The sequence below is a fragment of the Acidovorax sp. Q11 genome, assembly GCF_054950075.1.
The window spans coordinates 1-23,407 of the sequence record NZ_JBUDZG010000044.1; the positions used below are offsets into that span (position 1 = coordinate 1).

Sequence of the window (23,407 nt, forward strand, 5' to 3'; positions counted from 1 at the left end):
CCGCCACAGACCACCAAGAAGGAGAAGACAGCCAAGAACTTATCCACAACGTGAGCGTGAAGTTCACGAGCCAGGGTGGGTCAGATCGAGATGGAAATGGTGGGTTACGGTTGCATGGAAATCAACACCAAGGCGCGTCCAGCGAAGCTCGCCAGTGGGTTGAGAACCTACAAGCCACTAATCCGTCGGCTGAAGACGTGGTGGACGCAATCGTCCGTGAGCTGGCGCCGGCAGGTGGAAGCCCTGACGAAGAGTCATTCCGTGACGCTATGGCGCTTGCGCTGCACGAGCTACTGAGGGACGACACCAGCGTAGACCCCTTGGCCATGAACGTCAGCGACATTTGGGAGCTGATGAAGGGGTACCTGGCCATCGAAGCCGCCAATCGTCTGTGTTTCGACTTGGGGCCCATCTTCGAGAGCGCTCAGATTGACCCAACAACTGTCGTGATTCGTGAGCGAGAGATGAGGCGCTTCCTCAAGAACGAGATTGGTCTGCACATAGACATGTTGAAAGGCACGGTTGCGAACCCAACGCGGAACCAGCTCGACGCGATTCTTCAGGAGGCGTTGAAGATGACGTTCGAGCTCTTCGAGGCGGACCTATGACCAGGGTTTTTTGTGCACCTAAGGACGCCATCCCCGAGGATCGTTCCGCCGATGTCACGTACTTCTCGATGTACGGGCACGATGGACTCCCGGACGTCAGCATCGTGGGCGCTTCGCTCATAGAGGACATCAAGCGCGCAGGTGTCGAACCTGGTGCAGCAAGTTGGGACTTCCTCACCCTTGCCCTTGCTGTCAACGCCGCTGATCACGCCGTAGAACGCAGCCCGTCGGCCGATGGCTGGACGCGTGTAATTGAACTGGAAGTGGTTCTATACGAGCCCGCACCGTTCGCGGAGCTGACGGACGACATCGAGCAGACGCTACGATTTTTGACCGGCGACTTCTGGCACATCAGCTTTCTGGAGGGAGGCTACCCGCCGCCGATTCCCAAGCATCGCGTGGTCCATGACGCGGACTGCGTATCGCTTCTCTCCGGTGGGTTGGACAGTCTGGTTGGGGCGCTCGACCTGACCGCGGGTGGGCGTTCCCCCATCTTCGTCTCACACATTGCCAAGGGTGACTCGGAAACTCAAGTCCTCTACGCGCGAACACTCGGCGGTGGCGATCGCCATCTTCAGTGGAATCAGAACATCTGGCTAAAACCGCAACGCGATGGAGAAGGTTCCACGCGTGGCAGGTCTATCGTGTTCTTCGCATTCGCAGCGCTCGCGGCTGACAGCCACGCCGACGCCACTGGCAGTAATGCGGTCGATGTGGTCGTTCCGGAGAACGGTCTTATCAGCCTGAACGTCCCTCTGAACGCCGGACGTGTAGGTAGCCTGAGTACGAAGACCACCCACCCGGTGTTCATGCGTCGACTTCAGGCCATCTGGTCGCGCCTAGGCATCCCAACCAGCCTTCAATTGCCGTACGCAGCGGTGACGAAGGCGGAAATGATGGAGCGCTGCCTTGATAGGCCTCGCCTTTCCGAGCTGGCAGGGCAGTCGACGAGTTGCGGTCGGTATGCGGTGTATGGGTTGCAACACTGTGGTCGCTGCGTCCCCTGCCTTGTACGAAGGTCAGCCTTCTTATGTTCGGGCATTGCCGACACAACCCCCAAGGCCTACCACTTCACCGATCTGAAAGCCGCTCAACCTGAACGTGGCGCCAACGATGTGGCCGCTGTCGCGGCTGCCGTGATGAAGGTTGAGGAGAGCGGCGTGCGCGCTTTCACTGCGGGACAGTTTGCTGCTTTCGCGAGCCCCATCGAGCGCGTAGCGTTCGAAGGCGTTGTTGAGCGTGGGCTAGCCGAACTGGGCCGCCTTCTTCGCTATCACCAAGTCCTGTGATTGACTTCCACTCCCATCTCGACCTGTACCAGAACGGGCTAGTGCTGGCGCGCGAGACCAACACACGCAACAAGTTCACGTTGGTTGTCACGACCAGTCCGAGGGCCTATGTGGCCACCTCGCGTGTGTTCGCAGGACTGGAGAACATCAAGGTCGGCCTTGGACTGCACCCGGAGGTCGCGTCGGCCAAGGCCATGGAGCTCGATCAGCTCGTCGGCAGTGTTGCGAACGCACGGTTCATCGGCGAGGTTGGACTGGATGGCTCGGTGCGATTTCGGGCGAGCCTTGCTTTGCAGGAACGCATCTTTCGAGCAGCTCTTGCTGAGTGCTCGAGACAAGGGGGGCGAGTCATCAGCGTTCACTCCCGCGGAGCGGCTGGACGGACGGTAGAGCTCCTTGCTCAAGCCGGCTCGGTTGGCTTGCCTGTCCTGCACTGGTTCTCAGGCGGACTCACGGAACTCCAAGCGGCGATAAGGTTGGGATGCTGGTTTAGCGTAGGGCCGGCGATGTTGGCTGGTGAAAAGGGGCGGGGTCTGGCGGCAAGGATGCCGATTGACAGGGTGCTGCCTGAGACCGACGGTCCCTTTACGTTAGATGGTTCAGCGCCTTTAAAACCTTGGGACGCATGGAAGGTGTGCAGCGAACTGGCGGAGGTTTGGTCCATGTCTACCGCAGGAGTTGAGGACCAGTTGACGGCCAACTTAAATCGGTTACTCGTTAACCACGCTTGAAATCGCACCGCGAGTAGTTTTCAGACTATCAACAGCCGGTCGGGTGCCTGCGTCATTCGCAACCACGCCCGCGCTCATGGACATCCGCCGTGTTGATGATCGTTCGCCCGGTTTCGGCTTGAGCCGACGTTCACCTGCCAACACTGAGCGGCTGCAATCAGCCTAAACCTGTCCGATCGCGACTCGTCCACTGGCACGCACTGTCACTCCTTTGCCACACGAACGAGCAACCCGTAGGAAACGGGTAGGGGCGCCGTTGCTCCCAGTTCTTGGACCGGCAACGAAAGGGGAAATTTCTCACCAATTTCCTCCCAATGACCGAACAGAGAAAGCAAGCACTCACAAACAATGTGCATTCAACTGGTGGCTAGGCCGCATTGCGGAGCAATCAACGCGCGATTCGCGGCTCTAAGGGGTGGGGTAAAAATTTCTGAAAATTGCTTAAAAAGAAGGCTGAGAAGATAGGCGAAACGTCACCAGTAAGAAAATTCCCATTGAAAATCAAATAGTTACGCGATCTTTTCGCGCTCCAAAAGTACAAAACTCAATGAGAAAAATACAAAACTCGAGTGGAATCGACACCTGTCGCGCGAGACGCACACTCCGGCGATGGCGGACGGGCAACCTTGTCCAACCGCAGGGGAACTATGGATTTAGCACTCAATCTCATCGAGTGCTAATATCTTGGCTTAGAGGAAAGGATTCCTGGAATGAACATTCAGTCTGGAACCGCGACGATGACCCTGGCTCCCGCCAACCCCTGGGCGTTGGTGCCTGCGCTGGGCAACCTCGACGCCTACATCTCGGCGGTCAACCGCCTGCCCCTGCTCACCCACGAAGAAGAGCAGACCTATGCACGGCAGCTCAAGGACAACAACGATGTGGATGCCGCCGGTCGGCTGGTCATGTCGCACCTGCGCCTGGTGGTCTCGATTTCGCGCCAGTACCTGGGCTATGGCCTGCCCCATGGCGACCTGATCCAGGAAGGCAATGTGGGCCTGATGAAGGCCGTCAAGCGCTTCGACCCCGATCAGGGCGTGCGCCTGGTGAGCTATGCCATGCACTGGATCAAGGCCGAGATCCATGAATACATTCTGAAGAATTGGCGCATGGTGAAGGTGGCAACCACCAAGGCCCAGCGCAAGCTGTTCTTCAACCTGCGTTCGATGAAACAGGGCTTCAAGGCCGATGCCGCAGCAGCAGACGCCGCCACGCACCGCGACACGCTGTCGGACCGCGAGATCGACTCGGTGGCCGCGCAGCTCAATGTGAAGCGCGAGGAAGTGATCGAGATGGAAACCCGCATGTCGGGTGGTGATGTGCTGCTGGACCCAGCCCCGTCGGACGATGGTGAACAGGCGTTTGGCCCCATCGCCTACCTGGCCGACGGATCGCACGAACCCACGGCCATGATCGAGTCGCGCCAGCGTGACGCGCTGGCCACCGATGGCATTGCCACGGCGCTGGCCAGCCTGGACGATCGCAGCCGCCGCATCGTGGAAGAGCGCTGGCTCAAAGTCAACGACGACGGCACGGGCGGCATGACGCTGCACGAGCTGGCGGCGGTGTACGGCGTGAGCGCCGAGCGCATCCGCCAGATCGAGGTGGCGGCGATGAAGAAGATGAAAAAGGCGCTGGCCGAGTACGCCTGAGCCTGCGGGCGGCGGGGTTAACATCCCGGGCTGCAGAAGTTGCCTCACGGGGCCCCAGTTCTGGGGCCCCGTGTCGTTTCGACCCCTGAATATTCTTGTTGAGGAGACCCCTTCCCATGTTGTCGTCACGCCCTGTTGTGTCCCGCCGTGCTTCTACGCTGCTGATTGCGCTTGCAGCCGCCTCCCCCTGGGCCCTGGCCCAGAACGCTGCCAAGCCCGGCGCCGCCGCTGCAGCCGCGCCCCTGGCCTGGCCCACCAAGCCGCTCAAGATCATCGTGGGCTTTCCGGCCGGGTCTTCGCCCGACCTCACGGCGCGCACTTTCACCGAGCCGCTGTCCAAGGCCCTGGGCCAGCCCGTGATTGTGGAAAACAAGGTGGGCGCGGGCGGCAACATTGCCGCCGATGCCGTGGCCAAGGCACGCGACGACCACACCATCGGCCTGATGATCAACGGCAACATGACGATTGCCAAGCTGCTGAACCCGGCCGTGCCGTACGACCCGATCAAGGACCTGGCACCGCTGAGCCTGATCGGCACCTCGCCCCTGATCCTGACAGCGCCCGTGAGCCAGCCCGGGGTGCCTGCCAACAGCAGCGCCCGCGACTTCTTTGTGGCAGCCCGCAATGGCGGCGACAAGTGGAGCTATGGCACGCCGGGCGTGGGCACGGTGGGCCATATTGGCACCGAGTTGCTCAAGTCGCGCAGCAACATCAACCCGGTGCATGTGCCCTACCCGGGCTACCCGCAGGTGGCCACCGCCATGCTGGGCGGGCAGTTGCAGATGGCCCTGCTGCCCCCGGCCCTGGCGCAGGCCCAGGTGCGTGCGGGCAAGCTGCGCGCGATTGGCGTGACGTCTTCCGGGCGCAGCCCGCTGGCACCCGATGTGCCGAGCCTTGCCGAGGCAGGCATCAGCAACTTCAACCTGGAAATCTGGAATGCCTTTGCGGCGCCTTCGACCCTGCCCAAGCCCATCCAGGCCCAGCTGGCGGCGCTAATCAGCGAAATCGCGCGCAGCGAAGAGGTGCGCGGCAAGCTGTTCCAGCAGGGCTGGCAGACGGTGGGTTCATCGCCTGAAGGGCTGGCCAACCGCGTGAAGGCCGACACCAACCTGCTGGGCGGTGTGATCGCGATGCGCGGCATCAAGGCGGAGTAAGCAAGCGAACGCGGCACCACGGCCGCACGCCTTGGAAACAAGGCAACTCAACCCGGGTCTGGCCGATGAGCCTGCCCGGGTTTTTTGTTGCGGGTGCTGTCACACCAGCAGGCGAGCTGGCGGGCCCGCAGAAATCTCAGCCCGCTTCGGCGAGCAGGGTTTTGACGTCGGCGGCCAGGGCCTGGGCGCCGCTGCCGTAGCGGTTGTACACGCGCAGGCGGCCGGCGGGGTCGTACACGTAGCTGCCCGCCGAGTGGTCCATGGTGTAGCTGGTGGGCGTCTTGCCATCGACCTTCTTGTAGTAGATCTTGAAGTCCTTGGCGACCGCAGCGAGTTGCTCGGGTGAGCCACGCAGGGCCAGGAAGCTCGGGTCGAAGTTGGCCATGTAGGCCTTGAGCACCTCGGGCGTGTCGCGGTCCGGGTCCACCGTCACGAAGATGCCTTGCAGGCGATCGCCGTCCTTGCCCAGGATCTGCTTGACCTCGGCCAGCTCCTGCATGGAGGTGGGGCATACGTCTGGGCACTGCGTGAAGCCGAAGAACACCACCACGACCTTGCCCGCAAAGTCCTGGATGTGGCGTGCCTGGCCGTTGTGGTCGGTCAGCGGCAGGTCGCGGGCGTAGTCGGCCCCGGTGATGTCCACGCCGCGAAATTCGGCCTTTTTTTTCTCAGAACAAGCACTAAAAAGGCCCGTTGCGCCTATGGATAAAGCACTGATAGCTATCGTTTTAAGAGCGTTTCGTTTGAGCATGGGGTTCACAGCACGTAGTGGTCCACCAGCAGGGCAGCAAACAGCACGCTCAGGTGGATGAGGGAAAAACGGAAGGTCTTGCGCGCCAGCGCGTCGGAGTAGTTGCGCCACAGGGCAAAGCCGTAGCCACAAAAGCCCGCCGACAGCAGCACGGCGGCCGCCAGGTAGATCCAGGAACTCATGCCGTACACAAAAGGCATCAGGCAGCCTGCAAACAGGATCAGGGTGTAGAGAAACACCTGTAGCCGGGTGAACTCGTTGCCATGGGTCACGGGCAGCATGGGCAGGCCGGACTTGCGGTAGTCCTCCACGCGGTACAGCGCCAGCGCCCAGAAGTGCGGAGGTGTCCACAGGAAGATGATGAGGAACAGGATCAGCGCCTCGGGGCCCACATCGCCCGTCATGGCGGCCCAGCCCAGCACCGGAGGCATGGCGCCCGATGCGCCGCCAATCACGATGTTCTGCGGCGTCAGGGGCTTCAGGATCACGGTGTAGACCACCGCATAGCCGACGAAGGTGGCGAAAGTGAGCCACATAGTTAGCGGGTTGATCCAGAAGTACAGCAGGGCCGAGCCCGCTGCGCACAGCACGGCCGAGAACAGCAGCGTCTGCGCATTGGACAGCTCGCCCTTGGCCGTGGGGCGCCAGGCGGTGCGTTTCATCTTGGCGTCGATGCCCTGCTCGACGATGCAGTTGAAGGCAGCTGCAGCACCCGCCACCAGCCACACCCCGGCGCTGGCAAGCGCCATGTGGCCCAGCTGCGCGGCGGTGGGCAGGCCGGGAACGGCCAGCACCATGCCGATCAGGGCACAGAAAACGATGAGCTGCACCACGCGGGGCTTGGTCAGCGCATAGAACTGCTGCATGCGCGAGGGCAAGGCAACAACGTGGGGGGGGGCGACACTCATGCGGACACTCTCGATGCGCCAGGCGACGCGGAAAACTCTCGGGAAACAGGCACGGCTACACGGCTGGACACCAGGGCCCAGGTCAGCACCACGACCAGTGCGGCCGCGCCGCCGGTGTGCAGCACGGCGGCCACCAGCGGCCAGTCCAGGATCACGTTGGACAGGCCCGTGGCCAGCTGCAGCACCGACAGCCCCGCCAGCCAGCGCGTTTGCGCGCGCAGCGCGCCACTGCGGTGCAGGCGCCAGGCCAGCCATGCAAGCGCCGCCAGCACAACGTAGGCCATCAGGCGGTGCACGTAATGGATGGCGGTAAGGCCCGCAAAACTGATGTGGCTGCCGTCCTGCAGCATGCCCAGCTTGCGCCAGACCTGAAAACCCTGGGCAAAGTCCATCGCGGGCCACCAGCTGCCCTGGCAGGTGGGGAAGGTGGTGCAGGCCAGCACCGCGTAGTTGGTGCTGACCCAGCCGCCCAGCACCACCTGCAGCGCCAGCAGCAGCCCCGTCCAGGCCAGGCCCCGGCGCAGTGCGGGCGAGATCACGGTGGGCAGGCGACCTTGCGCCGCGTGGGTGTGGCGCACCGCCTGCACACACAGCAGCGCCAGCAACACCAGTCCACCGATGAGGTGCAGCGTGACGATGGCAGGGAAGAGCTTCATCGTCACCGTGAGCGCGCCAAAGGCCCCTTGCAGGCACACCCACACCAAGGTGACCGTAGGCCACCAGGGGCTGAGCGGAGGCGCCTCGGCCATGCCGCGCTGGGCCCGGCGGTGCTGCACCCAGGACGACACCGTGAGCACGATGATGAGCACGCCCACGCCGGTGGCAAGGTAGCGGTGGATCATCTCCACCCAGGCCTTGCCATGCGTGACGGGGCCCGTGGGCATGGCCTCTTGTGCGGCCGAAATTTCTGCGCGCGCGCCCACCGGGCTGGCACTGCCGTAGCAGCCGGGCCAGTCGGGGCAGCCCAGGCCCGAATCGGTGAGGCGGGTGAAGGCGCCAAACAGCACCAGGTCAAAGGTCAAAAACAAGGTCAGCACCGTGAGCGCCTGCAGGCGCCGCATGGGCGAGCTGCGGCGGTTGCGCACCCACACCCAGGCCAGCGGCCCCAGCGCAATCAGCAGTCCCAGGAGCATCAGCTCCAGCACGGGCGCCAGGTCGTACAACGGCTGGGTGTCGCTCATGGCTGGCCCGGCCGCCCGGCGTCGTCCCACGACGAGGAGGCGCGCAGCAGGCGCTCCAGGTCACGCTTGGCCTTGGCGGCGCCGCTGGCATCCATGGCCGCAGGGAAGCGCATCATCCAGTTGCCCATGGGGTCCACCACATACAGGTGGTCGGCCTGCTGGTGGCCCGCCGCCGGGGTGAGCCAGGCGTTGAGTGCTGCGCCGTCCACCCGCAGCACCGTGGCCTTTTGCAGGGCCGGTGCCAGCGCGTCAGGGATGGCCGCGTTGTCGTTGACGAGCCAGACCCAGTCCAGACGGTCCTTTTCCTTGCCCAGGCTTTCGCGCAGTTGGCGCTGCAGATACAGGTGGTTCTGGCACGGTGCATCACAGACGCCACCAGCCACGCTCACCAACAACCACTGGCCCTTGAGCGAGGCCAGTGGCACCGATGCGCCATCCGGCGTGGTGGCGGTGAGCGCGGGCAGCGTGCGCTGGGGGTCGATCAGCTCCCCATAGTTGCGACGGCCTTCGGGGCGAATCACGTAGTAGGTGAAATACGAAGCGATCACCGGAGCCGCGCAGATCGCCAGCACGCCCAGCATCTTCCACCGTCCATGGCGCGTGCGCTGTGCGCTGGCCACGGCATCTCCGGCCTCGGGCAGGGTGTGCACGGTCAGCCCCAGCGGGTGCTCGGCATGGACTTCAGGGGGCAGGCTGGCTGCGCGGGCGAATGAACCGTCGGACGATTTGGAACCAGACATAGAGAAGTGCCATCAGGCCGCAGAGCCCGAACCATTGAAATGCGTAACCGTAGTGTTTATCGACGCCTGCGCCCACCACGGGCCAGTCGCGTTGCAGGCCGTCGCCCGCATCCACCGCCTCGCCCGTCTGCACCACGGTGAGCGGGGCGAGCGCCAGGCCGGTTTCAGTGCGAAACGCGGCCAAGTCGAGATTCTGCCGGATGCGGGAAGACCCCTGAGCGCCGGGGGCGCCCGCGCCGCTGCCATCCCCGCCAAACTCGTACAGGCGCGAGGGCGCGGCGGCCACGCGCCCCGCCACCCGCACCACCACATCCTGCGGGGTTGGCACCTGGGGCAGCTGGGTGCGATCCTGAAAATTGCGCGGCACCCAGCCCCGCTGCACCAGTACCGCCCCCGAAGGTGTGCCCACCAACTGCAGGGGCGTGAGCACAAAAAACCCGGGGCGGCCATTCATCTGGCGGTTGTCGAGGTACACGGTGTGCTGTGGCAACCAGCGCCCCTCCAACACCACCGCCCGGTGCACCAGGGTTTCGGCCTCCGCGGTCGCCACGGCGGGTTGCGACAGCAGCACACGGCCATCCATCGCCGGCATGCGGCCACGCGCGTCCAGCATGGCCTGCAGGGTTTCTTTCTGCGCTGCGCGCGACAGTTGCCAGCGCCCCAGCGACGCGGTGACCAGCATGCCCGCCACCGTGGTCAGCGTGATGAGCCAGAAACGCAGACCCAGAGGGCGGCGAAAAGTGGTCACGGGATAATGTGCTCCATGAAATACCTCGTAGTGCTGGCGTTCATCGCCATTTTGGCCAGCCTCGCGTCGGCCTTGTTCTTCATGATGCGCAACGGCCAGGGCAGCCAGGGCGACAAGCGCAAAGGCAACCACATGGCCAAGGCACTGGCAGTGCGGGTGGGGTTGTCCATTGTGCTGTTTGTGTGCATTCTGATTGCCTGGCAGCTGGGCTACATACAGCCCACTGGCCTGCCAGCAACCCGCTGACCGGGCCTGTTCCAGCAAGGGCCCTCGCCAGCCACAGGGGCAAACATCCAGCCTTCTTGCGGCTCGTACCTCCAACAAAAAAAGCGCCGCGAGGCGCTTTTTTTACGGGTGCCGTGGGGTGCTTACATCCAGTACACCAGCACGTACAGACCGAGCCACACCACGTCCACAAAGTGCCAGTACCAGGCTGCACCTTCAAAGCCGAAGTGCTTGTCGGCGGTGAAGTGGCCCTTTTGCAGGCGCAGCGTGATCACCAGCAGCATCAGCATGCCCAGGAACACGTGGAAACCGTGGAAACCGGTCAGCATGAAGAAGGTGGAGCCGAACACGCCCGAGTTGAGCTTGAGGTTCAGGTCGGTGTACAGGTGGTAGTACTCGTAGCCTTGCACCAGCAGGAAGACAAAACCCAAGAGCACCGTAGCCCACATGAAACCAATCGTCTTGCCGCGATGGTTTTCGCGCAGTGCGTGGTGGGCAATGGTCAGCGTCACGCCCGAGGTCAGCAGCAGCGCGGTGTTGATGGTGGGCAGCCAGAAGGGGCCGACCGTCTGGAAAGGCTCGACGATGCCAGCAGGCGAGGCAGTGATGCCAGCTGCCACGCTGGGCCACACCGCCTTGAAATCAGGCCAGAGCAGCGCGTTGTCGAGGCTACCCAGTGCAGGCACCGAGTGCGCACGCGCCCACCACAGGGCCGTGAAGAACGCGCCGAAGAACATCACTTCCGAGAAGATGAACCAGCTCATGCTCCAGCGGTACGACAGGTCGATCTTGTGGCCGTACAGGCCGCCTTCGCTTTCGCGCGCCGCATCACCGAACCACTGGTACAGCGTGAACAACCACCACACCAGGCCCAGGGCCAGGGAATACTTGCCCCAGTCATGGCCGTTGATCCACTGACCTGCGCCAAGGATGACAAAGAACAGGCCTGCAGCCGCCATCACCGGGTGGCGCGACTCGGCAGGCACATAGTAGTACGGGGTTCCGCCGTGGGTTGATGCACTCATTTCAGCTCCTGAATCTCAAATCTTTGTTTTCAGTCTTGTTGACGATACGGGTCCAACAACCCGCTCACACTACCCAATTCACCAAGGCCATCAGCCCCATCACCAGCAAAAAAACCGCTACCAGCCCCACCACAATGATGTGCAGCGGGTTGAGCTTTTCGACATCCTGCTGGTATTCGCTGCCCTTGCGCAGGCCAATGAGCGACCAGGCCACCGCGCGCACCGTGCGCAGCAGCGAGCCCTTGCGCTCCAGCGGCTTCACGGCAGATGGATCGACGGGCGCATTCATGAGCCAACTCCTGTCGCCAACACGCTGGGGATGGACACGGCGCCGCCCACGGCTGCGGTGGATTCCGGTGCGGCTGGCGTCTTGCCACCCACTTCGAAGAATGTGTAGGACAGCGTGATGGTGGTCACATCCTTGGACAGGCGCGGATCAATCACGAAGGCCACGGGCCATTCCTTCTTTTCACCGGGCTCCAGCACATACTGGTTGAAGCAGAAACACTCCAGCTTGTTGAAGTGGGCTGCCGCCTGGCGCGGGGCATAACTCGGAATGGCCTGTGCGGCCATGCGGCGGTTCTGTACGTTCTGGAACTCGTACATCACCGTGGTCAGCTCGCCGGGGTGCACCTGCACCGAGCGCTGGGCGGGCTTGAAGTCCCAGGGGCCGCGCGCATTGGCGTCGAACTCGACGGTGATGGTGCGGCTCTTGTCTACCTGCGTGTTCGCAGGCAGCTTCACGTCCTTGCCCGCCACGCCGTTGCCCGGCACCTGGCGCTCGGACAGCGACAGGATGTTGATACCCGTCATCTCGCAGATGTGCTTGTAGATCGGGATCAGCACGTAGCCGAAGGCGAACATGCCGGCCGCAATCACGACCAGCTTGCCGACCATCTTGGCGTTTTCGCGGCGCAGGCTCATGGCAGGTGGGGCCTCAGCTTAGCGGGAGAGGAAGAACACCTTGGCCATGAACCCGACGAAGAACACCACCGCAATCGACGCCAGGATCAGCGCCATTCGCAGGTTGCTCTTTTTCTGCTCGGGTGTCATGGGCGGGTCCTCAGCCGATCACACGGGTGGCCGTGGCGTCCAGCTTGGGTGGGTTCTCAAAGGTGTGGAAAGGCGCAGGGGATGGGACTTCCCACTCCAGGCCTTCGGCACCGTCCCAAGGCTTGGCGGCAGCCTTCTCACCCTTACCACGCATGGCGGGCACGATGACGGCCAGGAAGAAGTACACCTGCATCAGACCGAAGCCGAATGCGCCCACGGAGGCAATCGCATTGAAATCAGCGAACTGCATGGGGTAGTCGGCATAGCGGCGCGGCATGCCGGCCAGGCCCAGGAAGTGCATCGGGAAGAACGTGATGTTGAACGTGATCAACGAACCCCAGAAGTGGATCTGGCCACGGGTTTCGGAGTACATCACGCCCGTCCACTTGGGCAGCCAGTAGTACACGCCGGCAAACATGGAGAACAGCGAGCCAGCCACCAGCACGTAGTGGAAGTGGGCCACCACGTAGTACGTGTCCTGCAGCTGGATGTCGATAGGGGCCATGGCCAGAATCAGGCCGGTGAAACCACCCATGGTGAACACGAAGATGAAGCCCACGGCAAACAGCATGGGGGTTTCAAACGTCATGGAGCCACGCCACATGGTGGCGATCCAGTTGAAGATCTTCACGGCCGTGGGCACGGAGATCAGCATGGTGGCGTACATGAAGAACAGCTGGCCCGTCACGGGCATGCCAGTCGTGAACATGTGGTGGGCCCACACGATGAACGACAGGATGGCAATCGACGAGGTGGCGTACACCATGGAGGCGTAGCCGAACAGCTTCTTGCGGGCGAACGCAGGCACGATCTGGCTGATGATGCCGAAGGCCGGCAAGATCATGATGTACACCTCGGGGTGGCCGAAGAACCAGAAGATGTGCTGGTACATCACCGGGTCGCCACCACCGGCGGGGTTGAAGAAGCTGGTGCCGAAGTGGCGGTCCGTCAGCGTCATGGTGATCGCGCCAGCCAGCACGGGCATCACGGCGATCAGCAGGTAGGCGGTGATGAGCCAGGTCCAGGCGAACATCGGCATCTTCATCAGCGTCATGCCGGGGGCGCGCATGTTCAGGATGGTCACGATGATGTTGATCGAGCCCATGATGGAGCTGGCACCCAGGATGTGCATCGCGAAGATGCCGGCATCCATCGAGGGGCCCATCTGCAGCGTCAGCGGTGCATACAGCGTCCAGCCAGCGGCGGGGGCGCCACCGGGCATGAAGAACGATGCCACGAGCATGATGGCCGCAGGAATCATCAGCCAGAAGCTGAAGTTGTTCATGCGCGCGAAGGCCATGTCGGATGCGCCAATCTGCAGCGGGATCATCCAGTTCGCAAAGCCGACGAAGGCCGGCATGATGGCGCCGAACACCATGATCAGGCCATGCATGGTGGTGAGCTGGTTGAACAGCTCGGGGTTCACCAGTTGCAGACCGGGCTGGAACAGCTCGGCGCGGATCAGCAGCGCCAGAACGCCGCCCACCATGAGCATGGTGAAGGCAAACAGCAGGTACAGCGTACCGATGTCTTTGTGGTTGGTGGCGTACACCCAGCGGCGCCAGCCGGTGGGGCCATGGTGGCCATGGTCGTCGTGTGCGTGGTCGCCCGCGTGACCGTGGTTGTCGAGAACTGCGCTCATGTTGGATTCCTCAATACGTTGGGCGATGATTACTTGCCGCGCTGGGCCACGATTTCAGCAGGCTGCACCAGCTGCCCGGTCTTGTTGGACCAGGAGTTTTTCGTGTAGGTCACCACAGAGGCAATGTCGGTATCGCTGAGCTGTGCCCAGGCAGGCATGGCCCCATTGGCAGCGCCCTTGAGCAGGATCTGGATCTGCTTGGCGTGGTCGGCGTCCAGCACCACGGCCGAGGCGTCCAGCGCCTTGATGGGGCCTGCGCCCTTGCCATTGGCCTGGTGGCAGGCGGCGCAGTTCGCGGCATACACCTTCTCGCCACGCTTCATGATGTCGTCCAGCGTCCAGACCTTGGTCGGGTCGTCCAGCTTGGCCGCAGCCTTCTTCTTCTGGTCGGCCACCCAGGCGGTGTAGTCTTCGGCAGACACGACCTTCACATGGATGGGCATGTAGGCGTGCTCCTTGCCGCACAGCTCGGCGCACTGGCCGTAGTAGTCACCGATCTTCTCAGCGCGGAACCAGGTATCGCGCACAAAACCGGGAATCGCATCCTGCTTGATACCGAAGGCAGGCACCATGAACGCGTGGATCACGTCGTTGGCGGTGGTGATGATGCGGATCTTCTTGCCCACGGGCACCACCATCGGATTGTCCACCTTGAGCAGATAGTCGGCGGGTGCGTCAGCGACCTTGCCGCTGTCGGACATCACACGGTGGCTGCTGTCCAGCGTAGAGATGAAGGCCAGGCCCTCGCCTTCGCCGGTAATGTAGTCATAGCCCCACTTCCACTGGTAGCCCGTGGTCTTGATGGTGAGGTCGGCGTTGGTGGTGTCCTTTTGCGCCACCAGCACCTTGGTGGCGGGCAGGGCCATCAGGATCACGATGATGAAGGGGATGATGGTCCAGACCACTTCGACGGTGACGGACTCATGGAAGTTGGCCGACTTGGCGCCCTTGGAGCGGCGGTGCTTCCAGATCGAGTAGAACATCACGGAGAACACTGCAACAAAGATCACCGTGCAGATGATCAGCATCATCCAGTGCAGAAAATGCTGCTCTTCAGCAATTTTGGTCACGGGGGGATGCAGGTTCAGCTGGTTGACTGCAGGGCCGCCAGGCAGGTCCTGGACGGCATGGGCTGCGGAGCCCACCCATGCACCGGCAATCAGCAGCAGAGAAGCCAGCTTGTTGGAAATGCTCTTCATAGTTCTCACTTACTTCTAAGCCTCAATTTAACCAATCCCTTGCACAAGCCTGCGTGGGGTCAGGCGGCGCGCAAGGCCATGCGGATCTCCGATGCCAGGGCCGGTCGAAGTTCGGGGCGCACGAAGCGCCCCACTTCAACGGATCGACCCTGTGCAGACAGCATGATGAGCGAGTGATCTCCGGTCTTGGGTTCTACACGAACCCGGCTCCGGTCAAACTCTGCGCGCTCCAGCCGGCCTGCCGTCTCCCGTTCCACCACAAGGCGCGAGCCTTGCAGCGAAATCCTCTCGCCATCCGCCGCATGGCGACCGTACATGGCGAATGCAATTCCTACAGCCAAGATTTCGAGCCACGCAAAGGGCATCACCAGGTAGGCGCCGAGCATCCAGAAGCACGTTGCGATCCCCAGGGACACCAGGCACAAGGACAGATACATCCATCCCAACTGTGCCGGCGTGACCGAGCAATTCCGGGCCAAGCGCCAGTCAATGCGCTGACCCGACACCGTGGCAAAACGTAAAACCAAGCCCGTCACAGGTCGTGCCCACAAGGCTGCTGGCGCACCGTTTGTGGGGCCTCAGGCACCACAGGCGCAGCCCGCAAATTTGCGCGGGAAGATGCCCGAAATCTCAATAACCCTGAATTGTAGCGTGCCTTGTTCCAAGTCATTGACACGGAGTTACAGGTTAGTTTTCTTTGCCGCCCTTGCGCAACATCAAACGCATGTCCTGCAGCGAAACCGTGCTGCTGGAGTCCATGCGCACCCGTGGCGCGGGCTTGAAAGCGTGGCCATAAATGATTTCAAAAGTCAGTGCCAACTGACCTCCCTGCTGCGGATCAGCAAGCCGCTCGGCGAGCACTGTGTAGAGCTTGTCGCGCCAGCGCCGTCCGCGCAATGAGGGAAAGCGATCAGGGTGCAGATTGCAGCCCAGTTCGCGCAGCTCTTGCACCAGCCGCTCAGGGGTGGCAAAGGTGAGCGTGATGCGCTCCATGTCCATCACCGGCTCGGCAAAACCGGCGTGCACCAACATGTCGCCCCAGTCGTGCATGTCGGTAAACGCATGGCCCGCCGGAGGCCAGCCCAGGGCCGCATACACCCCTTGCAGCTCCCGCAGCGTATCGGGCCCCAGGCACGAGAACATGAGGTAGCCGTCCACCGCCAGCGCGCGGTGCCACTGCGCGATCAGGGCCTGCGGGTCTGCGGCCGTATGCAACGCCATGTTGGCCCAGAGCATCTGCACGCTGGCATCAGCGGGCAGGCCCCACTGGGGGCTGGCGGCGCTCCAGCGCGAAAGGCTCCACCAGGGCTTGGCCAAGGCCTGCCGCACCAACGGCTCGCAGTGCGCGGCAGATTCAAACACTTGGCAACGGGCTTCCGGATAGCGGGCACTCACCAGCGCATGGGCCTGCAGCCCGCCACGCAAGGCATCCCAATGGCACCACGACGCTGGGGCCTGGCGAATCCACTGCAGGCGGTCCTCCATGCGGCGGGCCACCTCTTCATGGAGCCAGGGGGACAAGGCAGGTGCAGCGGCCTGCCAGCGGGCAGCAGCAAGGGGGTCGATGGTGGGGGGGCGCTCGGAGGACATGGCAGCTCACAGGGACGCGCGAGTATATTGATTCATGCTTTTTCAAGGATTGCCAGGGCTTTCACGCCACCTGCGGGGCTTGCGGGGCCTGGCCGACCGCGTGCCCAGTCAATGTGCCGCTTGCCATGCCTGGCCGTCGCAGCGCATCTGCAACGCCTGCGTGGCCCGGTTCGCCCAACCCGCCAGCCGCTGCCAACGCTGCGCATTGCGGGTGCCCACGGGGGTGGCCGTGTGTGGCGCCTGCCTGCAACACCCGCCAGCCTTTGATGCCTGCCTGGCCGCCGTGGACTACGCCTACCCCTGGTCTGCCGCGCTGGCGGACTTCAAATTCCGGGCCGACCCCGGCTGGGCCCGCACGCTGGCCACGCTGCTGCGCAGCACGCCCTGGGTGGAGCCCACCCTGGAGTCCGCCGACCGGGTGCTGCCCGTGCCGCTGTCTGCCGAACGCCTGCGCGAACGCGGCTTCAACCAGTCGGCCCTGCTGGCGCAGCACCTGGCGGGCGCCAAGGCCGACGTGCACAGCCTGCTGCGCCTACATGCCACCGAGGCCCAAAGCGGCCTGCCACGCGCCCAGCGGCTGCGCAACCTGCGGGGTGCATTTGCCGTGGAACCCGCCCGCGCCGCCGCCCTGCGGAGGCAGCGGGTGGTGCTGCTGGACGATGTGATGACCACGGGCGCCACCGTGCATGCAGCCACGCTGGCCCTGCGCGAGGCCGGGGTGGCGCATGTGACGGTGGTGGTGCTGGCACGCACGGCGCTGGAGTAGACCGGCCGCAGCAGGCGCTGCGCTCTGCGCATTGCCCCGGCGCCCGCCAGGCGGGATACTTTTGATTACGAGCGGTTGCTCAACTCACATCCGGGGCGAAGACAATAGCGGGCATGTTCCACATCGTCCTCGTCGAGCCCGAAATCCCGCCCAACACCGGCAACATCATTCGCCTGGCGGCCAACACGGGTTGCACGCTGCACCTGATCGAGCCCCTGGGGTTCTCGATGGAGGACCGGCTGATGCGCCGCGCGGGGCTGGACTACCACGAATACACCCGGGTGCTGCGCCACAGCGGCTGGACGGCTTTTTTGCGCGACGCGCAGCCCGACCCCACGCGCATGTTCGCCATGACCACACACGGCTCGCAGCCGGTGTTTTCCACCTGCTTCCTGCCGGGCGACTGGCTGGTGTTTGGCGCCGAAACCCGGGGGCTGCCCGTCGAGCTGCGCGAGAGCTTCCCCCCCGCCCAGCGCCTGCGCCTGCCCATGGTGGAGGGCCAGCGCAGCCTCAACCTGTCGAATGCCGTGGCGGTGACGGTGTTCGAAGCCTGGCGCCAGAACAGCTTTGCCATGCCCGACGGGCAGATCACGACAGAGCCCGAAGGCACCATCATCAGCGGGTTCGCTCAGCTCAGCTAACCGCCCACTAACCGCGTTTCTCCGCCATCGCCAGCGGCACCTGCTCCGTCAGGAAATCCAGAAACACCCGCGTCCGCGCGGGCAGCATGCGGCCCGAGGGCAGCGCCGCATAGATCGTGTAGCGCGAAAAGATCCAGTCCGGCAGGATGTGCACCAGCTCACCCCGGGCCAGGTGCTCCTCGGCCAGCAGGCGCGAGGTGACGGCCACACCCGCCCCGTCCACGGCGGCGCGCATCAGCAGCTCGGTGCTCACCGACTGCAGCACGGCGGGCGCCTCCACCTCCTCGTCGGGCACATCGGCCCGCAGCGACTGCAGGCGCAGCTTGCGGCCCGGACCCATCTGCGCACGCACGGGTGCGCTGGAGTCCCGCAGGTAGTCGTGGTTCACCAGATCCTGCGGCTCGCGCGGAATGCCCCGGCGCTTCAGATAGTCGGGTGACGCCACCACGATGGCCTCGCCCTGCACCAGCGAGCGCGCGACGATGTTGGCGTCAAAGTCCTCGCCCGCCACCATGATGGTCACATCGAACTCGTCCACGCGGCTGGAGGCAAACGCGTCCATGCTGATGTCCAGCATCAGCTTGGGGTAGTGGGCATGCCACAGTGCCACCATGGGCGCGAGGAAGTTGGTGGCCAGCACCGGCGCCGCCACGATGCGGATGGTGCCGCGCAGGTCGCGTGTGCTGGCGGCTGCCGCCGCCTCGGCGTCGTCGATCTCGTGCAGGATGGCGCGCACCCGCTGCAGGTAGGCCTCGCCCGCATCTGTCAGGGCCAGTTTGCGCGTCGTGCGCTGCAGCAGGCGCGTGCCCAGGTGCTGCTCCAGCTCGGCCACCATGCGGGTAACCACGGGGGGCGACATGTCCATGGCGCGGGCGGCGGCGGCAAAGCCGCCCTCCTCCACCACGCGCTCGAAAATTTTCATGGCTTGCAGGCGGTCCATGGTTCAGACCTCCTGCCCAGTGGCGACCAGGCTCAGGCCGGAGCGCCGAAATTGCGCGCCAAAGACTCGGCCACGCACACCGGCTTGTCGCTGCCCTCGCGCTCCACGGTCACCAGCCAGATCATCTGCATGCCATCGGGCGCCACCGGCTCGGCGGCCTGCAAGGTGAGGCGCGCGCGCAGGCGGCTGCCCACCGGCACCGGCGCTGTGAAGCGCACCTTGTTCAGCCCGTAGTTCACGCCCATGCGCGCACCCTCGATGGTCAGGCCGGTCTCGAAAAACTGCGGAATCAGCGACAGCGTGAGAAATCCATGCGCAATGGGCGCGCCAAACGGCCCGGCCTTGGCCCGCTCGGGGTCTACATGGATCCACTGGTGGTCGCCCGTGGCCTGGGCAAACAGGTTGACCTGTTCCTGCGTGATGGTGATCCAGTCGGTCACGGCGACCTCCTGACCCACGCAGGCGCTGACTTCGGAATAAGAACGGAAGATTTTCATCGTCGCAATGTAGCCCCGCGCCCTGGCGCGCCTTGTCTGCCGGGTGACAGGTGTTTTCCCGGGGGGCTGGTCGTACGTTCTGCTTCACGCTGTCCTTCAAGAATTGAGCCATGCACAGATGCCTTGCCATTGCTCCAGATCGCGCGCCACGCGGCCCGGGGCCACGTCAAACAGAGTGAGGCCGTGCGCCGCCAGGTGCACATAGTTCTGCGTGTCGCGCAGGTAGCCCAGCACAGGAAAGCCGAGGCTGTCCACAAAGTGGTGCAACTGCTCGGCCGCCTTGGTGCGGGCGTCCACCCGCATGCCGACAATGCCGATCTGCACGCCCTCGGCCCGGCGGTGCTCAGCCAGCTGGTCCAGAAAGCTGCGGGTGGCGAAGATGTCAAACACGCTGGGCTGCAGCGGCACGATGATCTTGTCGGCCAGCTTGAGCACGTCGTTCAGGCGCCAGCCGTGCAGGCCGGCGGGCGTGTCGAGCACCGCATGCGTGGTGCCCTTGGGCGGGCGGCTGATCACGTCCGAGCTGGTGTCCCAGCCGCCAATCGCGCGCGCAGCGGGTGGGCGCAGGCCCAGCCAGAGCTTGGCGGATTCCTGCCGGTCGGTGTCGCCCAGGATCACGGGATGCCCCTGGCTGGCAAAGTAGCCCGCAATGTTGGTGGACAGCGTGGACTTGCCCACCCCGCCCTTCGGGTTGGCGACAACAACTACTGGCATGACAAGCTCCTTGGAATCTGCAGGTCCATGAAAAAATACAAGCCAAATCAGCCCTCTGCGCCTGATGGGCAAGCGCTTCAAGCTATCAAATCAAGAGCAAAAAGGCACCACTGTGCGCAAGCAACACGCCCTCAGGCGTGCTGACCACCGCGCTTGACGAAAAACAGCCCCGCCCCCACCGCCATCAGCAAACCGCCAAACACGCGGTTCTGCGCCCGCACGGCGCGGGCGCTGCGCATCAGGCGGCGCAGCGCGCTGGCCCCAAAAGCGTAGCCGTGCATCACCACCACGTCCACCGTCAATGTGGTGGCGGCCATCACCAGCAACTGGGACCACAGCGGGCGCGTGTCGGTCATGAACTGGGGCAACACGGCCACCATGAAGATGATGCCCTTGGGGTTGGTGGCGTTGGTCAAAAAACCCGTGAGGCAGCGCTTTTGCCAGGTGCCCGCCGCTGCGGCCTCGTCGCCCTGCGCCATGGGCGCATCGCCCGCGCGCCACTGGTTGAAGCCCACATAGATCAGGTAGCAGGCCCCCAGCACCTTCACGATGCTGAACGCCAGCTCGGACGCCAGCAGCAGTGAGCCCACGCCCGCCCCGGCAATCAGCAGTATCAGCAACAGGCCCAGCTGCAGGCCCAGAATGGTGGCGCCCGTCTTGCGCACGCCGAACGACAGGCCATGGCTCATCGACAACACGGCCCCCGAACCCGGCGACACCGCTATCAGGCACGATGCCGCAAAAAAAGCCAGCCAAGTCTGCAAGTCCATGAGTCAACAAGCCCGTGTGCGAAGAAGGGCCCGCATCTTAACAACGCCACCATAGGTCAGCCATGGTTTTTTGCATAAAAATGGCCTCTCCCGCGCGACCCCATTGCCTTATAAGCTATCAAAAGTGAAGCATAAGAATCCCATGCCTCGCGCACCCGTCCCAAGCGCTGCGCCAATGCCAGAATCCTGACAACCCCACGCCCGCCCGCACCCTGCGGCGCCTGCCCCACGCCACCGCCTGCATTGCCCTCTGCCTATCTATGGAACACGCCCCCACCTGGCTCACCTACGGTTTTCTGTACCTCGCCGCCGCCGTGCTGGCCGTGCCCATCGCCAAGGCGCTGGGCCTGGGCGCCATCATTGGCTACCTGGCGGCGGGCATCGCCATCGGGCCCTGGGGCCTGGGGCTGGTCAGCAACGTGCAGGACATCCTGCACTTTGCCGAATTCGGCGTGGTGCTCATGCTGTTCCTGGTCGGGCTGGAGCTGCAACCCAGCCGCCTGTGGGCCCTGCGCCGCCCCATTTTTGGCACCGGCACCGCCCAGGTGCTGGGCTGCGCGGCCGCGCTGTTTGCGCTGGGTGCGCTGGCGGGCCTGCCCTGGCGCGTGAGCCTGGTGGGCGCACTGGGCCTGGCGCTGTCGTCCACGGCGATTGCGCTGCAGGTGCTGGCTGAGCGCAATCTGATGCGCACCAGCAGCGGCCAGGCAGGCTTTTCGATCCTGCTGTTCCAGGACGTGGCCGCCATCCCCATCCTGGCGCTGCTGCCGGTGCTGGGTGCTGCCGCGGGCGACGGGGCGGGCCACTCGCCAGGTGAGATGGTGCTGGAGGTGCTCAAGATCGTCGGCGTGATCGCCGCCATCATCCTCGGCGGGCGCCTGCTGCTGCGCCCCGTGCTGCGCTGGATCGCCAAGAGCAACACCCCCGAAATCTTCACCGCCGCCGCGCTGCTGCTGGTGGTGGGCATCGCCTACCTGATGGTGCTGGTGGGCCTGTCGATGGCGCTGGGCGCCTTTCTGGCCGGTGTGCTGCTGGCCGACAGCGAATACCGGCGCGAGCTGGAGGCCGACATCGAGCCCTTCAAGGGCCTGCTGCTCGGGCTGTTCTTCATCGCCGTGGGCATGAGCATCGACTTCGGCGTGATCCTGCGCTCGCCCGGCCTCATGGCCGCCATCCTGGTCGGCTTTCTGGCGGCCAAGGCCGTGGTGATCTACACGCTGGCCAAGATCGTCGGCATCCCCTACCAGGAGCGGCCGGTGTTCACCCTGCTGCTGGCCCAGGGCGGCGAGTTTGCTTTTGTGGTGTTCCAGGCCGCTGCGGGCGCCAGCGTGTTCCCGGCAGAGACCGCCTCGCTGCTGATCGGCGCAGTGGCGCTGTCGATGCTGATCAGCCCCCTGCTGCTTGTGGTGATGGACCGCGTGCTGCTGCGCCGCTACGCCCAGCTCAAGACCGCAAAGCCCCAGGCCGAGGAAATCTCCGAACCGCAAGAAGCGCCCATCATCATCGCGGGCTTCGGCCGCTATGGGCAGATCGTCTCGCGCGTGCTGCTGGCCCAGGGCATCCCCACCACCGTGCTCGACCACAGTGTGGACATGCTGGAAGTGGCGCGCACCTTCGGCTACCGCGTGTTCTACGGCGACGCCACGCGGCTCGACCTGCTGCGCATCGCCGGGGCCGAACACGCACGCATCCTCGTGGTGGCCGTGGACGATGCCGAGCAGTCCCTCCAGATCGCCAAGCTCGCGCGCGAGCACTTTCCACACCTGCAGATCGTGGCCCGCGCCCGCGACATCAGCCACTGGAACAAGCTGCGCGACTTGGGCGTGACCCTGGTGCAGCGTGAGCTGTTCGAGTCCAGCCTGCAAAGCGCCCACACGGTGCTGGAGCTGATGGGCCTGCCCGCCGCACAGGCCACCGCCATCACCCAGCGTTTTCGCACCCACAACATCGCGCTGGCCGACCGCATGTACCCGCATTACAAAGACCAGGCCAAGTTCATCGCCGTCGCACGCGAAGGTCGCAACCAGTTTGCGGAGCAGATGGCGCGGGAGCGGCAGGAGAGTGCGGCGCTGAACTCCACGGGGGCGGAGTACCCGGGGTATGGCGAGGTTGGGAGTGCCGAAGACGGCGATGGGGGTGTCCACATCCAAAAAATGGATAAAAAATAGGCTCCTGCGCCCTACCATCAAGCCTTAATAGCTATCCATTTGATAGCATATGACCTCCTGTGGTGCAGAGGGCTCCAGAAAGCGCATCTGCAGGGGAGACCGGCTCCATAAAGTGGCGCGCAAACCGCTTTCGCGCCACTTCATTGGCGCGATTTCTTCTCGCCACATACAAACTGACGCATCGGTGCTGGCCCACTGGCATCCTGCACACCACGCCCAATGGTTAGGTCAATGACCTAGACGTCAAGCACCGCAAGACTTGCTTCTGGGAGATTCCACAACTTCCGATATTGTTTAGGGTTGTGAGATACCTGCCCGGAATACCCCCGAGCGATGAGCGCCCCCGACCTGAGGGCAGGTGTCGCACAAGCCTCGGGGGAGGAAACCGCGAAGAACGCCAACGTTGGTGTTCAGGGCG

General features: G+C 63.9%; 26 protein-coding genes. 9 read left to right on the forward strand and 17 right to left on the reverse strand.

Features of this window, described 5'->3' with window-relative positions:
* The 5 genes from qatB to ACYZGB_RS21295 form a co-directional block, all read left to right on the forward strand.
* Nucleotides 1–608 (forward strand): Qat anti-phage system associated protein QatB (qatB, locus tag ACYZGB_RS21275; protein ID WP_462390882.1); only part of this gene is annotated, 608 nt, incomplete at its 5' end.
* A complete protein-coding gene (gene qatC, locus ACYZGB_RS21280; RefSeq protein ID WP_462390884.1) occupies nt 605–1,897 on the forward strand; it encodes a Qat anti-phage system QueC-like protein QatC in 1,293 nt (430 codons plus the stop codon). The genes qatB and qatC, both read left to right, overlap by 4 nt.
* Nucleotides 1,894–2,628: a Qat anti-phage system TatD family nuclease QatD gene (gene qatD, locus ACYZGB_RS21285; protein WP_462390886.1), complete on the forward strand. Its 735-nt coding sequence runs from the start codon at nt 1,894–1,896 to the stop codon at nt 2,626–2,628. Before qatC ends, qatD begins: the two co-directional genes overlap by 4 nt.
* A 710-nt stretch (nt 2,629–3,338) precedes the next feature.
* On the forward strand, nt 3,339–4,280 hold the full coding sequence (gene rpoH / locus ACYZGB_RS21290; RefSeq protein ID WP_436140450.1) for an RNA polymerase sigma factor RpoH: 942 nt from the start codon (nt 3,339–3,341) through the stop codon (nt 4,278–4,280).
* A gap of 116 nt (nt 4,281–4,396) precedes the next feature.
* Nucleotides 4,397–5,434, forward strand: a complete 1,038-nt coding sequence (locus tag ACYZGB_RS21295; RefSeq protein ID WP_462390888.1) for a Bug family tripartite tricarboxylate transporter substrate binding protein — start codon at nt 4,397–4,399, stop codon at nt 5,432–5,434.
* A gap of 136 nt (nt 5,435–5,570) precedes the next feature.
* Here ACYZGB_RS21295 and ACYZGB_RS21300 read toward each other — a convergent pair whose 3' ends face one another.
* From ACYZGB_RS21300 to ACYZGB_RS21320, 5 genes are read right to left on the reverse strand one after another with little or no spacing between them, the layout of a single operon-like run.
* Nucleotides 5,571–6,185 (reverse strand): SCO family protein, encoded by a 615-nt coding sequence (locus ACYZGB_RS21300; protein ID WP_462390890.1) that lies wholly within the window; start codon nt 6,183–6,185, stop codon nt 5,571–5,573.
* Between the two features lie 5 nt (nt 6,186–6,190).
* A complete protein-coding gene (gene cyoE / locus ACYZGB_RS21305; protein WP_462390891.1) occupies nt 6,191–7,093 on the reverse strand; it encodes a heme o synthase in 903 nt (300 codons plus the stop codon).
* Nucleotides 7,090–8,274: a COX15/CtaA family protein gene (locus tag ACYZGB_RS21310; RefSeq protein ID WP_462390892.1), complete on the reverse strand. Its 1,185-nt coding sequence runs from the start codon at nt 8,272–8,274 to the stop codon at nt 7,090–7,092. The genes cyoE and ACYZGB_RS21310 overlap by 4 nt, the downstream gene beginning before the upstream one ends.
* On the reverse strand, nt 8,271–9,014 hold the full coding sequence (locus tag ACYZGB_RS21315; protein ID WP_462390893.1) for a hypothetical protein: 744 nt from the start codon (nt 9,012–9,014) through the stop codon (nt 8,271–8,273). Before ACYZGB_RS21315 ends, ACYZGB_RS21310 begins: the two co-directional genes overlap by 4 nt.
* Nucleotides 8,956–9,762 (reverse strand): SURF1 family protein, encoded by an 807-nt coding sequence (locus ACYZGB_RS21320; RefSeq protein WP_462390895.1) that lies wholly within the window; start codon nt 9,760–9,762, stop codon nt 8,956–8,958. The genes ACYZGB_RS21315 and ACYZGB_RS21320 overlap by 59 nt, the downstream gene beginning before the upstream one ends.
* A 15-nt stretch (nt 9,763–9,777) precedes the next feature.
* On the opposite strand from ACYZGB_RS21320, the gene ACYZGB_RS21325 reads away from it, so the two are divergent.
* Nucleotides 9,778–10,008: a twin transmembrane helix small protein gene (locus ACYZGB_RS21325; protein WP_291468645.1), complete on the forward strand. Its 231-nt coding sequence runs from the start codon at nt 9,778–9,780 to the stop codon at nt 10,006–10,008.
* A 122-nt stretch (nt 10,009–10,130) separates the two neighbouring features.
* Here the strand turns inward: ACYZGB_RS21325 and ACYZGB_RS21330 are convergent, their stop codons facing one another.
* The 8 genes from ACYZGB_RS21330 to ACYZGB_RS21365 form a co-directional block, all read right to left on the reverse strand.
* Nucleotides 10,131–11,012: a cytochrome c oxidase subunit 3 gene (locus ACYZGB_RS21330; protein WP_462390896.1), complete on the reverse strand. Its 882-nt coding sequence runs from the start codon at nt 11,010–11,012 to the stop codon at nt 10,131–10,133.
* A gap of 64 nt (nt 11,013–11,076) precedes the next feature.
* Nucleotides 11,077–11,301 (reverse strand): DUF2970 domain-containing protein, encoded by a 225-nt coding sequence (locus tag ACYZGB_RS21335; protein ID WP_462390897.1) that lies wholly within the window; start codon nt 11,299–11,301, stop codon nt 11,077–11,079.
* Complete coding sequence (locus tag ACYZGB_RS21340; RefSeq protein ID WP_462390899.1) at nt 11,298–11,936, reverse strand: cytochrome c oxidase assembly protein; 639 nt, start codon at nt 11,934–11,936, stop codon at nt 11,298–11,300. The genes ACYZGB_RS21335 and ACYZGB_RS21340 overlap by 4 nt, the downstream gene beginning before the upstream one ends.
* 18 nt (nt 11,937–11,954) lie before the next feature.
* Nucleotides 11,955–12,065: a cytochrome oxidase small assembly protein gene (locus tag ACYZGB_RS21345; protein WP_212742253.1), complete on the reverse strand. Its 111-nt coding sequence runs from the start codon at nt 12,063–12,065 to the stop codon at nt 11,955–11,957.
* 10 nt (nt 12,066–12,075) lie between these two features.
* Nucleotides 12,076–13,707 carry a cytochrome c oxidase subunit I gene (gene ctaD, locus ACYZGB_RS21350; protein ID WP_063458870.1) on the reverse strand — a complete coding sequence of 544 codons (1,632 nt, stop codon included), beginning with the start codon at nt 13,705–13,707 and terminating at the stop codon, nt 12,076–12,078.
* Nucleotides 13,708–13,736: 29 nt separating this feature from the next.
* Nucleotides 13,737–14,906 carry a cytochrome c oxidase subunit II gene (gene coxB / locus ACYZGB_RS21355; protein ID WP_462390900.1) on the reverse strand — a complete coding sequence of 390 codons (1,170 nt, stop codon included), beginning with the start codon at nt 14,904–14,906 and terminating at the stop codon, nt 13,737–13,739.
* Between the two features lie 59 nt (nt 14,907–14,965).
* Nucleotides 14,966–15,442: a DUF2244 domain-containing protein gene (locus tag ACYZGB_RS21360; RefSeq protein WP_063458872.1), complete on the reverse strand. Its 477-nt coding sequence runs from the start codon at nt 15,440–15,442 to the stop codon at nt 14,966–14,968.
* Between the two features lie 151 nt (nt 15,443–15,593).
* Complete coding sequence (locus ACYZGB_RS21365) at nt 15,594–16,496, reverse strand: biotin synthase (protein WP_462390901.1); 903 nt, start codon at nt 16,494–16,496, stop codon at nt 15,594–15,596.
* A gap of 34 nt (nt 16,497–16,530) precedes the next feature.
* Between ACYZGB_RS21365 and ACYZGB_RS21370 the strand changes: the two genes are divergently transcribed.
* Nucleotides 16,531–17,262 carry a ComF family protein gene (locus ACYZGB_RS21370; protein ID WP_462390902.1) on the forward strand — a complete coding sequence of 244 codons (732 nt, stop codon included), beginning with the start codon at nt 16,531–16,533 and terminating at the stop codon, nt 17,260–17,262.
* 113 nt (nt 17,263–17,375) lie between these two features.
* Nucleotides 17,376–17,903, forward strand: coding sequence for a tRNA (cytidine(34)-2'-O)-methyltransferase (locus ACYZGB_RS21375; protein ID WP_462390903.1), 528 nt, complete (start codon nt 17,376–17,378; stop codon nt 17,901–17,903).
* Nucleotides 17,904–17,910: 7 nt separating this feature from the next.
* On the opposite strand, the gene ACYZGB_RS21380 is transcribed toward ACYZGB_RS21375, so the two are convergent.
* The 4 genes from ACYZGB_RS21380 to ACYZGB_RS21395 form a co-directional block, all read right to left on the reverse strand.
* On the reverse strand, nt 17,911–18,843 hold the full coding sequence (locus ACYZGB_RS21380) for a LysR family transcriptional regulator (RefSeq protein ID WP_462390904.1): 933 nt from the start codon (nt 18,841–18,843) through the stop codon (nt 17,911–17,913).
* A gap of 32 nt (nt 18,844–18,875) precedes the next feature.
* Complete coding sequence (locus ACYZGB_RS21385; RefSeq protein ID WP_462390905.1) at nt 18,876–19,340, reverse strand: MaoC family dehydratase; 465 nt, start codon at nt 19,338–19,340, stop codon at nt 18,876–18,878.
* 96 nt (nt 19,341–19,436) lie between these two features.
* Nucleotides 19,437–20,054, reverse strand: coding sequence for a nucleotide-binding protein (locus ACYZGB_RS21390; RefSeq protein WP_462390906.1), 618 nt, complete (start codon nt 20,052–20,054; stop codon nt 19,437–19,439).
* Nucleotides 20,055–20,185: 131 nt separating this feature from the next.
* Complete coding sequence (locus tag ACYZGB_RS21395; protein ID WP_462390907.1) at nt 20,186–20,824, reverse strand: LysE family transporter; 639 nt, start codon at nt 20,822–20,824, stop codon at nt 20,186–20,188.
* A gap of 260 nt (nt 20,825–21,084) precedes the next feature.
* On the opposite strand from ACYZGB_RS21395, the gene kefC reads away from it, so the two are divergent.
* A complete protein-coding gene (gene kefC / locus ACYZGB_RS21400; protein ID WP_462390908.1) occupies nt 21,085–22,989 on the forward strand; it encodes a glutathione-regulated potassium-efflux system protein KefC in 1,905 nt (634 codons plus the stop codon).
* Nucleotides 22,990–23,407: the final 418 nt, after the last annotated feature.